The organism is Proteus genomosp. 6, from assembly GCF_040139785.1.
Lineage (GTDB): Bacteria > Pseudomonadota > Gammaproteobacteria > Enterobacterales > Enterobacteriaceae > Proteus.
The window spans coordinates 180584-192471 of sequence record NZ_JBEEVJ010000008.1; the positions used below are offsets into that span (position 1 = coordinate 180584).

Consider the following 11888-nt stretch of genomic DNA (forward strand, 5'->3'; position numbering starts at 1 on the left):
AGTAGGGAAGTTTCATGGAACCATTAATTATCAAACTGGGTGGTGTGCTCCTTGATAATGAAGAAGCGTTAACGCGGTTTTTCACTGCATTACAACAGTATCGTTCAACACATTCTCGCCCCTTAGTCATCGTACATGGTGGTGGCTGTTTGGTGGATGAGTTGATGGGTAAATTGCAATTGCCTGTGGTGAAAAAGCAGGGGCTTCGTGTCACACCGGCTGATCAAATAGACATCATCACAGGGGCACTTGCCGGAAGTGCCAATAAAACCTTGTTATCGTGGGCAACTCAGTTTGGGCTTAATGGTGTGGGGCTTTCTTTGGGTGATGGACAATTAGCTAAAGTCACTCAAATCAATGAAGAGCTAGGCCATGTAGGAAATGCAAATCCCGGCTCTCCTGATTTACTCAATTTATTATTGGGTGCTGGCTATCTACCTATTATCAGTTCTATCGGTATGACTGAAAAAGGTGAACTGATGAATGTGAATGCTGACCAAGCGGCAACCGCTATCGCTGAAACGTTAGGTGCTGATTTAGTGTTGCTTTCAGATGTCAGTGGCATTTTAGATGGTAAAGGCCAGAAGATAGCCGAGATGTCAGCAGAAAAAGCACAGACATTAATCGACCAAGGCATTATCACTGACGGCATGATAGTGAAAGTAAACGCAGCATTGGAAGCGGCTAAAACGTTAGGACGACCAGTTGAAATTGCAAGTTGGCGCCATGCTGAAAAACTAACGGCTCTGTTTAATGGTGTTGCAGTCGGAACCCGTATTTTAGCTTAAAAATCTTTCTAGAAACCTTATCGCTATTTGATAGTTGGCAGAATTTAAACAAATTAGGAATTGAAGGTTATCACTATGACTAAAGGTATAAAAAAAATCGTATTGGCGTACTCTGGCGGATTGGATACTTCGGCAATCATTCCTTGGCTAAAAGAACATTATGATAACTGTGAAGTTGTCGCTTTTGTCGCGGATGTGGGTCAAAGCCGTGATGATTTAGTGGGTGTGGAACAAAAGGCCTTAGCATCAGGTGCTTCTGAGTGTCATATTGTCGATTTACGCGAAGAATTTATCAAAGACTATGTTTACCCAGTATTAAAAACGGGTGCGTTATATGAAGGTAGCTACTTATTAGGTACTTCAATGGCACGTCCTGTTATCGCTAAAGCGCAAGTTGAACTAGCCTTAAAACTCGGTGCCGATGCAGTTGCTCATGGTGCAACAGGTAAAGGTAACGATCAGGTTCGTTTCGAAAGTACTTATGCGGCACTTGCTCCACAACTTAAAGTGGTCGCGCCTTGGAGAGAGTGGGATTTACGTTCTCGTGAAGCATTACTGGATTATCTGAAAGTTCGTAATATCCCAACCACAGCAACGCTTGAGAAAATTTATAGCCGTGACGAAAACGCATGGCATATCTCAACAGAAGGTGGTGTATTAGAAAGTCCGTGGAATGCCTCAAACGAAGACTGTTGGGCATGGACGGTTGATCCGAAGAAAGCACCAGAAACACCAGAACTCGTTACTGTCACCGTAAAAGCGGGGGAAGTCGTTGCCGTAAATGGTAAAACACAATCACCTTTTGAATGTTTAGATACCTTAAATGCATTAGGCGTTAAACATGGTATCGGTCGTATTGATATTGTTGAAAACCGTTTAGTGGGAATGAAATCTCGTGGCTGCTATGAAACTCCGGGGGGCACTATCATGATGGCGGCTCTGCGTGGTGTTGAGCAACTTGTACTCGATAGAGATGCTTTTAAATGGCGCCAACAGCTGGGCTTAGAGATGTCTTATGTGGCTTATGATGGTCGTTGGTTCACGCCAATTCGCGCTTCACTGCAAGCGGCGGCAGAGTCACTGGCAAAAGATGTGAATGGTGAAGTGGTATTAGAGCTGTATAAAGGTCATGTTAATGCTATTCAGAAGAAATCAGATAACAGTCTGTATTCTGAAGAGTTTGCAACCTTTGGTGAAGATGAAGTTTACGATCACAGCCATGCTGAAGGGTTTATCCGTTTATATTCCTTACCATCACGTATCCGTGCATTGAGTAAGAAATAAGGTTAAACAATAGAGTGATGCTATATATCTATATAAGGCATCACTCTCACTCTTTTATTACACAGAATAAATACAGGAAGCGATTATGGCACTCTGGGGTGGACGTTTTAGTCAGGAAGCTGATCAACGGTTTAAACAATTCAATGATTCACTGCGGTTTGATTTTCGACTGGCACAACAGGATATCTTTGGCTCAGTAGCTTGGTCTAAAGCGTTAGTCACAGTTGGCGTATTGTCGCAAGATGAACAAGCTCAACTTGAGCAAGCTTTAAATGAATTATCAGAAGAAGTAACAGCAAACCCGCAGTCTATTTTGCAGAGTGATGCAGAAGATATTCATAGCTGGGTTGAAAGTAAGCTTATTGCCAAAGTGGGTGATTTAGGTAAAAAATTACATACGGGTCGTAGCCGTAATGATCAGGTCGCAACAGACTTAAAATTATGGTGTAAAGAAGAAGTTATTCATCTACGCCAAGCCATTGTTGAACTACAAAAAGCCTTAGTTATCACCGCAGAACAAAATCAAAATTCGGTGATGCCAGGTTACACCCATTTACAGCGTGCTCAGCCGGTGACTTTTGCACATTGGTGTTTAGCATACAATGAAATGCTAGCTAGAGATGAAAGCCGTTTAGCTGATGCGTTGAAGCGTTTAGATGTCAGCCCATTAGGATGTGGTGCGCTGGCAGGTACGGCTTATGATATCGATCGTGAACAATTAGCTGGATGGCTGGGTTTTGCGAGTGCAACCAACAATAGTCTAGACAGTGTCTCCGATCGTGATCATGTCTTAGAGCTATTATCTTCTGCGGCCATTGGTATGGTGCATTTATCGCGTTTTGCAGAAGATCTTATTTTCTTTAATAGTGGTGAAGCGGGTTTTATTGAATTATCAGACAAGGTAACTTCAGGCTCATCATTAATGCCACAAAAGAAAAACCCAGATGCACTTGAGCTTATCCGTGGAAAATGTGGACGAGTGCAAGGTGCATTAACTGGCATGATGATGACCTTAAAAGGTCTGCCTCTCGCTTACAATAAAGATATGCAAGAAGATAAAGAAGGGCTGTTTGACGCTATCGATACATGGTCTGATTGTTTGCACATGGCAACGCTTGTTCTTGATGGGATCCAAATCCGTCGCCCTCGTTGTGAAGAAGCCGCGAAGCAAGGTTATGCTAATGCCACTGAATTGGCCGATTATCTTGTTGCGAAAGGTGTGCCATTTCGTGAAGCTCACCATATTGTAGGTGAAGTGGTGGTTTGCGCCATTGAGCAAGGTAAAGCGATTGAAGAGCTCCCTCTTTCTGAATTACAGATGTTTAATAGTAAAATTATGATTGATGTGTACGATATTTTATCGCTTCAATCTTGTTTAGATAAACGTCTTGCAAAAGGGGGCGTTTCTCAAAAACAGGTCGCTTATGCGATAGTAAAAGCCAAAGAAGTCTTAAATATGGATAAATAAGCAAAGCGTTTACCTAAGACAACTTACTGTTATTCAAAAAGAACAGGGTGGATCTCACTCTGTTCTTTTATTTTAAATTGCCGATAATATCGAAAAAGAGAGGCAGAATAACATTCGACTGATAGAAAAATTTATCAGTTACTATATTATCTATAGACATTAACTATCAGCAATAAATGTGGGATCTGCAATGAATATCCGTGACTTGGAATATCTGGTGGCTCTAGCTGAGCATAAACATTTTCGTCGTGCGGCAGATTCTTGCCATGTGAGTCAGCCAACATTAAGTGGTCAAATTCGTAAACTTGAAGATGAACTTGGTGTGATGTTGCTTGAAAGAACTAGCCGTAAGGTTCTGTTTACTCAACAAGGTTTGTTGCTGGTGGATCAAGCGAAAACCGTTTTACGTGAAGTCAAAGTGCTACAAGAAATGGCTTCATTGCAAGGCGAAAGTATGGCAGGGCCTTTACATATTGGGCTTATCCCTACTGTTGGCCCTTATTTATTGCCTCATATCATTCCTGAATTACATAAAAACTACCCTAAGTTAGAGATGTATCTTCATGAAGCACAAACTCATAGCTTATTAGCTCAATTAGATAGCGGAAAACTCGATTGTGCTATTTTAGCAATGGTAAAAGAGAGTGCGCCGTTTATTGAAGTGCCCCTATTTGAAGAGCCAATGAAATTAGCAATTTATGAAGGACACCCGTGGAATGAGCGTGGATCTGTGCCGATGGGCGACTTAGCGGGTCAACGCTTATTAATGTTAGAAGATGGGCACTGTTTACGCGATCAAGCGTTAGGGTTCTGCTTCCAAGCAGGTGCAAAAGAAGATACTCATTTTAGAGCAACGAGTTTAGAGACTCTGCGTAATATGGTCGCTGCTGGTAGTGGAATAACCTTATTACCTGATTTATCGGTACCTCAAGAACAAAAACGTGATGGGGTTTGTTATCTAGAATGTACTGATCCCAATCCATCACGTTCTATTATTTTGGTTTATCGTCCCGGATCGCCTTTGCGTAATCGTTATGAACAGTTAGCAGAGACAATCCGTGAACATATGACCGCATTTTATGCAGAAAAACAGAGTGCATTAAAATAAGCGGTTTAAACCATTAAGTGCGGCAACACGATAGGCTTCTGCCATTGTTGGATAGTTGAAGGTAGTATTAACGAAATACTCGATAGTATTGCCTTCACCTTTTTGCTCCATAATCGCTTGACCGATATGAATAATTTCAGCGGCACGCTCACCGAAGCAGTGAATACCTAAAATTTGCTTGGTTTCACGGTGGAAGAGAATTTTCAAACTCCCTACATTCATACCTGCAATTTGTGCTCTTGCCAGATGTTTAAATTGAGAACGTCCCACCTCATAAGGAATTTTCATTGCAGTGAGTTGTTGCTCGGTTTTACCAACAGAACTAATTTCAGGAATGGTATAGATCCCAGTTGGAATATCTTCGATTAAATGTGTTTCTGATTTTCCAGTGGTAATTGCCAAAGCAGCAATTCGACCTTGATCATAGGCGGCAGAAGCTAGACTTGGATAACCAATTACATCACCGACGGCATAAATGTGTTCACAACTGGTTTGGTAATGAGCATTAACAGAAACTTGTCCACGACTATCTGTTTTAATACCCACGTTTTCTAAGCCCAGTGTGTCAGTATTTCCTGTTCGACCATTCGCATAAAGTAGGCAATCTGCTTTGACTTTTTTACCTGATTTTAGATGAACAATAACACCATCATCGACACCTTCAATGCTTTCATATTCTTCATTATGACGAATAACAATACCGTTATTCCAGAAGTGATAAGAAAGTGCATCAGACATCTCTTGATCAAGGAAAGACAATAGGTGATCACGAGTATTAATTAGGTCTACTTTTACTCTTAATCCTCTAAAAATAGAGGCATATTCACAACCAATGACACCAGCACCATAAATAATGACATGGTGAGGCTCATGCTCTAAATCGAGAATAGTGTCACTGTTATAAATACGAGAATGAGAGAAATCGACATCTGGCGGGCAATAAGGACGTGAGCCTGTTGCAATAATAAAACTATCAGCTGAAAGAATATCGCACGTACCATCAGGATAACGCACGCTGATCCTGTGCTCGTCAATAAATGCAGCTTCACCCGAATACATCGTACAATTATTACGCTCGTAAAAACCTTGACGCATTTTAGTCTGCTGACTAATTACGGTACTGGCTTGACGAAGTATTTGAGAGAAAGAGGAGTTAATAAGGCGAGATTGGTCACTGTAAAGCGGATTTTGATTAAATTCTATGATACGACTTACTGCGTGACGTAGGGCTTTTGAAGGAATGGTTCCCCAGTGAGTACAGCCCCCACCGACTTTGTTATAACGTTCTATAACTGCGACGCGCTTTCCTTGTTTAACAAGCCCCATGGCCGCGCCTTCACCACCAGGACCTGAACCGATCACAATTGCATCGAAATGAGAATGTTGCATAGGAAAAGACCTGTTTTATACAAACCGACAACGCTATATTAACATTAGAATGAATAATAGCCCAACTGACATTAAGGGCATTAGTCACACTTTGTTGAGTTTTTATGAGAATGTGTCTTGAGAGATGATTGTACGCACTGCTTTTTTAACAAAGTTTGATATATTGGGTATAAACCAAATTAGGATTATCAGGATTTCTGTGAGTAATAATATTGGCATCAGAGCTAAACAAAAAGAAAAAACCCGTCGCTCTTTAATTGAAGCTGCTTTTAGCCAACTCAGTGCCGAGCGTAGCTTTACAAGTCTAAGTTTACGAGAAGTGGCTAGAGAAGCTGGTATTGCACCCACCTCATTTTATCGTCATTTTAAAGATGTGGATGAACTTGGGCTCACCATGGTTGATGAAAGTGGATTGATGTTACGTCAACTAATGCGCCAAGCACGTCAACGCATTGCGAAAGGTGGCAGTGTTATCAGAACATCAGTAGCAACTTTTATGGAATTCATTGGTAATAATCCTAATGCGTTTCGATTATTACTTCGTGAACGTTCTGGGACTTCAGCTGAGTTTCGTGCGGCTGTCGCACGAGAGATCCAACATTTTATTGCAGAACTGGCAGACTATCTTGAGCAAGAAAGCCATATGCCACGTTATTTTACAGAAATGCAATCTGAAGCAATGGTCACTATTGTATTTAGTGCAGGCGCAGAAGCACTGGATATCGATATTGAAAAGCGTCAACAATTAGAAGAAAGATTAGTTATACAACTGCGAATGATTGCTAAAGGTGCCTATTATTGGTATCGACGTGAGCAAGAAACGCAAATACCTCTACAAGATAACCCAGAGATAAAGAAAAAAACGCATCAGAAAGGAGACAAATGATGGAACAAAATCGCTGTGAAAAAAGCACGCTATTACTTGCCACAGTCATTGGTGTCGCTTTACATGGTACTTATTCAAGCCTTTTTAACCCGTTTATTGAGACGTGGTCAGTTTTCCCACTCATCAGCTTAATTTTGGCAGTTTACTGTTTATATCAGCGCTACTTAAATCAACCCATGACCGATGGTATGCCTAAGCTGATTTTTTCATTCTTTTTATTAGGCTTATTCGGTTATAACGCTTACACCAGAACCGTTAACCCTGAATGGGGTTCAAATTTCTTCTCTTCAGTTTGTATCGTTATCGTTGCATTGTGGATTTATCGTCAATTCAAACAGCGTCAACGCTTACGTATACAGGCAGAAGAAGCTGAAAAAGCATCACGAGCAGAACAGTACTAGCCTGTACTCCTCTCTTTGTTGTAAACACAGCGAAATTTTGACACCAGCAAGCTATCTTGCTGGTGTTTTTGTTTTTATTGGCGTTATTGAAAGATTTTCTATTCTAACGTGAGAAATAAGCTGTTATCTTTTTTCTAATAATACGCCACATTCCATATGGTGGGTGTAGGGGAATTGGTCGAATAATGCTAATTTACTGATTTTATGTGTTTTAATTAGAGTTTCTAGATTTTCGCACAGTGTTTCTGGATTACAAGAAATGTATAAAATGCTAGGGTAAGTTTTAACCAATTCTACAGTTTTCTCATCTAAACCACTACGAGGAGGGTCAACAAAAATGGTTTCACATTGGTAATCTTTTAAATTAATCCCTTCTAAGCGTTTAAATTCTCTTACACCATTCATTGCTTGCGTAAAATCTTCTGCGGACATGCGAATAATTTTCACATTATCAATGTGATTCATTGCAATATTGTATTGGGCTGCATGAACAGACGGTTTTGCAATTTCTGTTGCCAGTACTCGCTCAAAATTACGTGCAAGCGCTAATGAAAAGTTACCGTTGCCGCAATACAGTTCAAGCAGATCGCCTTTTGCATTTTCTGTTGCTTTTAATGCCCATTCCAACATTTTAATATTGACCTGTGCATTAGGTTGCGTGAAGCTATTTTCAACTTGGCGATAAATCATCTCTTTACCTGCCACTGGTAACACTTCATCAATAAAATCATTATCGAGCATAATTTTTGTTTTATAAGCTCGACCAATTAATTGAACATCAAAGCCTTGAGCAATTAATGATTGGCGTAATGCTATTGCTTCTTGCTGCCAAGTTTCATCAATTTTCTTGTGATAAAGCAGGGAAACAATAATTTTATTACTCAACGTAGAAAGATAATCAATCTGAAACAGTTTCTTTCTGAGTGTTGGTTTATCTTTTATTTCTGCCAACAAGGCAACCATCATTTTATTAATAAGCTGGCTGGCAACCGGAAATTGGTCAACACGAATACGCTGCTTAGTCTCTTGGTCAAACATAATATGATAGAGAGAATCTTCTTCATGCCAGATACGGAATTCCGCACGCATACGATAATACTGTTCTGGTGATGAAAAAACCTCTGCTTCAGGCGCATTAAAAGGAGCCATCATTGTTTGTAGACGTTGTGTTTTTTCATTCAGTTGAGACTGATATGTTTGCGTTGGTAATGAATTCTGCATGGTATCTCGCCTTTTTTTGGCAGTAATAAAGTTAAGCGAGCGAAATTGTAGAGATCCTCATGAAGATGTCCAGTATTCTTCATGTTCAATTTCTGGACTCAGTGGATTTGAAATCGTAGCATAGTTATTCGGTCTCCTAATAGGAGTTAAAAGGGAATCTGGTGCAAAGCCAGAACTGACGCGCAGCGGTAATAGGATCAAGGATAATAAAAGACACTGCAAAGCACTTATATAAGTGCAGTGGGAAGTCATTATCTTAAAGATATAAATTTGTTTCTTTAACCTAAAGTCCGAAGACCTGCCGAAGACCTGTCGCATCTTAAATTAAATACGCGTTTTATTTAATTTTGGCGGCATCCTGCTACTTATTCTGTTGGATGCAGATTTTCATGAATAATAAAAAAGTTTTTTTCATTTCCAGTGTGGCTTTGAGTGTTATGGCGGGCAGTTTTGGTGCGTTTGCAAATAACAGTGATACGTTAAGCGTGACAGCAAACCGCTTTCAAGAGCCTAACTCTTCTATTTTAGCGCCGATAACAGTTGTTGAACGTGAACAAATCGAACGTTGGCAGAGTAATAGTGTTATTGATGTATTACGCAGAATGCCAGGGATTGATGTGGGGCAAAACGGTGGAATAGGGCAGATGAGCTCTATTTATGTACGTGGAGCTGAATCTCGTCATGTTCTTATTTTAGTGGATGGTGTGCGTTTAAATCAGGCGAATGTGTCTGGTAGTTCTGATATCAGCCAAATTCCTCTTTCTCTTGTTCAACGTATTGAATATATAAGAGGGCCTCGTTCTTCTGTTTATGGTTCTGATGCGATTGGTGGCGTGATTAATATCCTCACAGAAAGAAAAACGGAAGGAGGAACACTTAATGCCACAATGGGTTCTCATGGTTATCAAGAATATGATGGCTCGATAAAACAAAAAGTCGGTGATAAAACCACATTAACAGCCGCTGGCAGTTATCTCTATACCAAAGGTTATGATGTAGAAGCGAATGGAAATACTGGTGGACATCCACAACCCGATCGTGATGGCTTTATGAACAAGTCATTATGGCTAGGGGTTAATCACGATATTAACGATGATGTTTCTTTATATGCACGCGCTTATGGTTTTGATAATCGCACGGCTTATGATGCTTATTATGACAGTTATAACGATATGTTAACGGATACAAGAGCATTATTTAGTCGTACTTATGATGGTGGTGTGAAATTTAATCGTGATAACTACTCTTCTTCTTTAAATACCAGCTATAACTACACCAAAGATTATGACTATGATCCTCGTTATGGTCGCTATGGTAAAGGAAGCCGTTTTACCAACTCTGAACAATATAATGTGCAGTGGGGAAATCACCTTTTATTAGGGAATGGCAGTATCGGTGGTGGTGTCGATTGGCAACGTCAATCTATTAAAGCTGGCTCTAGTGGATTTCCTAATAAAGAACACTTCGACAATACAGGTTTGTATCTAACTGGACAGCAAAAGTTAGGCGATATTATTGCTGAAGCATCAGTACGCTCGGACAAACACTCTGAATATGGCTGGCATACGACTTGGCAAACTAACCTAGGTTGGGAATTTGTTGAGGGTTATCGTGTGATTGGTGGTTATGGTACGGCATTTAAAGCACCGACACTGATGCAACTTTATAGTGAGTGGGGAAGTAATCCAGACTTACAACCCGAAAAGAGTAAACAGTGGGAAGGGGGCTTTGAAGGATTAACGGGGCCTTTAGCGTGGCGATTAACTGCGTATCGTAATGATGTAAATTCTTTGATCCAAGGTGAATCGAGTTATCCATACCGTAACTACAATGTTGGTAAGGCCTTAATTAAAGGTGTGGAATTTACGGGTGAAATGGATACGTGGATTTTTCATCACACCTTTAACCTTCAATATATAGATGCAAGAAATAAAGAAACGCATCAACGTCTTGATCGTCGCGCTCGTCAACAACTGAAATATCAGCTTGATTGGCAAGTCGAGAAACTCGATATGGGGGTGACTTACCAATATATCGGTCAACGGACAGATAAAGATTATGGGACTTATGAGAATGTTTCTTTAGGTGGTGTGAGTATTTGGGATTTAACTGCTTCATATCCTATTACATCACATCTCTCAATTCGTGGTAGAATAGCCAACCTGTTTGATAAAGATTATGAGACAGCTTATGGCTATCGCACGCCAGGACGTGAATACTTCCTCACAGGAAGCTACAACTTCTGATGCACAACTTACCGCTAACCCTACTGTATTGGTTTTTGATTCAGGGGTTGGCGGTTTATCTGTTTATCGTGAGATCCGTGAAAAATTACCGGATGCTCACTATATCTATGTTTTCGATAATGAAGCTTTCCCCTATGGTGAGAAATCACAAGACTTCATTATTGACCGTGTTGTTCGAATAGTTAGCGCGGTTGCTGAAAAACATGATCTCGCGACCATCGTTATTGCTTGTAATACAGCAAGCACAGTGAGCCTCCCTGCTTTACGTGCCAAGTTTACTGATATTCCTATTGTGGGCGTTGTACCTGCTATTAAACCAGCAGCTAAATTAACATGTAATGGAGTAGTTGGATTATTAGCAACAAGAGCAACAGTTAAACGTCCTTATACCCATGAACTTATTGAACGCTTTGCGACTGATTGCAAAGTTCACTCTTTAGGTTCGGCAGAGCTGGTGGAATTGGCTGAGAGAAAACTTCATGGTGAAGCCGTGTCTTTAGACGAGCTACGTAAAATCCTTACACCTTGGCTAAAAATGAAAGAGCCACCGGATACTGTGGTATTAGGTTGTACTCATTTCCCTTTATTAGCTGATGAACTTCTTTCTGTTTTACCTGATGGTACCCGAATTATCGATTCTGGCGCTGCAATTGCACGAAGAACTGCGTGGTTAGTCGTAAATCAAGCGAAAATAAAGGGTTCAAATGAAATTAACTTCGCTTATTGCTTAAAAGAAGATGAGAATAGCGAATTATTAAAACCTGTTTTAGCGGGTTTTGGTTTTGAATCGCTCAGAAAACTGGCGCTTTAAGTGCAATTTGATTGAAAATTCAACGGTCAGTAAAAAAACTCAAAAAAAGTGTTGCCAGCTTCACAAAACTCCCTATAATGCGCCCTCGTTGTCACGGCAAACCACGCTAAGTGAGTTAGCCGAGAGAACGAAGAAAAAAAGTGAAAAGCCTTGAAAATAAACGCTTGACACTGAATGAGGAAGATGTAGAATGCACCTCCTCGCAACAGCGCAGAAGACCGGAAACGGCAGCGAATGTTGCACTGCTCTTTAACAAATTATCAGACAATCTGTGTGGGCACTCGCA

General features: G+C 40.5%; 10 protein-coding genes and 1 riboswitch. Of the genes, 8 read left to right on the forward strand and 2 right to left on the reverse strand.

Translation table 11 applies throughout. The features are described 5' to 3' along the window. Window positions 1-14: 14 nt before the first annotated feature. The 4 genes from argB to oxyR all read left to right on the forward strand — a co-directional run bounded on the left by argB (window position 15) and on the right by oxyR (window position 4648). Complete coding sequence (gene argB, locus ABN212_RS12175) at window positions 15-788, forward strand: acetylglutamate kinase (protein WP_198620357.1); 774 nt, start codon at window positions 15-17, stop codon at window positions 786-788. A 75-nt stretch (window positions 789-863) separates the two neighbouring features. After that, window positions 864-2072 carry an argininosuccinate synthase gene (locus ABN212_RS12180; protein ID WP_198620358.1) on the forward strand — a complete coding sequence of 403 codons (1209 nt, stop codon included), beginning with the start codon at window positions 864-866 and terminating at the stop codon, window positions 2070-2072. 85 nt (window positions 2073-2157) lie between these two features. Then, complete coding sequence (argH, locus tag ABN212_RS12185; RefSeq protein WP_198626436.1) at window positions 2158-3540, forward strand: argininosuccinate lyase; 1383 nt, start codon at window positions 2158-2160, stop codon at window positions 3538-3540. A 190-nt stretch (window positions 3541-3730) separates the two neighbouring features. Next, window positions 3731-4648: a DNA-binding transcriptional regulator OxyR gene (gene oxyR, locus ABN212_RS12190; protein ID WP_109373434.1), complete on the forward strand. Its 918-nt coding sequence runs from the start codon at window positions 3731-3733 to the stop codon at window positions 4646-4648. Here the strand turns inward: oxyR and sthA are convergent. Further along, window positions 4640-6037 carry a Si-specific NAD(P)(+) transhydrogenase gene (gene sthA, locus ABN212_RS12195; protein ID WP_109373435.1) on the reverse strand — a complete coding sequence of 466 codons (1398 nt, stop codon included), beginning with the start codon at window positions 6035-6037 and terminating at the stop codon, window positions 4640-4642. The two genes, oxyR and sthA, sit on opposite strands and share 9 nt — an antisense overlap. Before the next feature lie 199 nt (window positions 6038-6236). Between sthA and fabR the strand changes: the two genes are divergently transcribed. Together fabR and ABN212_RS12205 are read left to right on the forward strand one after the other, a co-directional pair. Further along, the gene (gene fabR / locus ABN212_RS12200; RefSeq protein ID WP_069366914.1) at window positions 6237-6923 is read left to right on the forward strand and encodes an HTH-type transcriptional repressor FabR; all 687 of its coding nucleotides are present in this window, start codon (window positions 6237-6239) and stop codon (window positions 6921-6923) included. Next, complete coding sequence (locus ABN212_RS12205) at window positions 6923-7324, forward strand: YijD family membrane protein (protein ID WP_198632504.1); 402 nt, start codon at window positions 6923-6925, stop codon at window positions 7322-7324. The genes fabR and ABN212_RS12205 overlap by 1 nt, the downstream gene beginning before the upstream one ends. A 123-nt stretch (window positions 7325-7447) precedes the next feature. Here ABN212_RS12205 and trmA read toward each other — a convergent pair whose 3' ends face one another. After that, the gene (gene trmA / locus ABN212_RS12210; protein WP_198632503.1) at window positions 7448-8545 is read right to left on the reverse strand and encodes a tRNA (uridine(54)-C5)-methyltransferase TrmA; all 1098 of its coding nucleotides are present in this window, start codon (window positions 8543-8545) and stop codon (window positions 7448-7450) included. Between the two features lie 112 nt (window positions 8546-8657). Then, a riboswitch (cobalamin riboswitch) is annotated at window positions 8658-8865 on the forward strand. Window positions 8866-8934: 69 nt separating this feature from the next. On the opposite strand from trmA, the gene btuB reads away from it, so the two are divergent. Both btuB and murI read left to right on the forward strand, forming a co-directional pair. After that, the gene (gene btuB / locus ABN212_RS12215; RefSeq protein ID WP_109373438.1) at window positions 8935-10791 is read left to right on the forward strand and encodes a TonB-dependent vitamin B12 receptor BtuB; all 1857 of its coding nucleotides are present in this window, start codon (window positions 8935-8937) and stop codon (window positions 10789-10791) included. After that, window positions 10736-11602, forward strand: coding sequence for a glutamate racemase (murI, locus tag ABN212_RS12220; RefSeq protein WP_109373439.1), 867 nt, complete (start codon window positions 10736-10738; stop codon window positions 11600-11602). Before btuB ends, murI begins: the two co-directional genes overlap by 56 nt. Window positions 11603-11888: the final 286 nt, after the last annotated feature.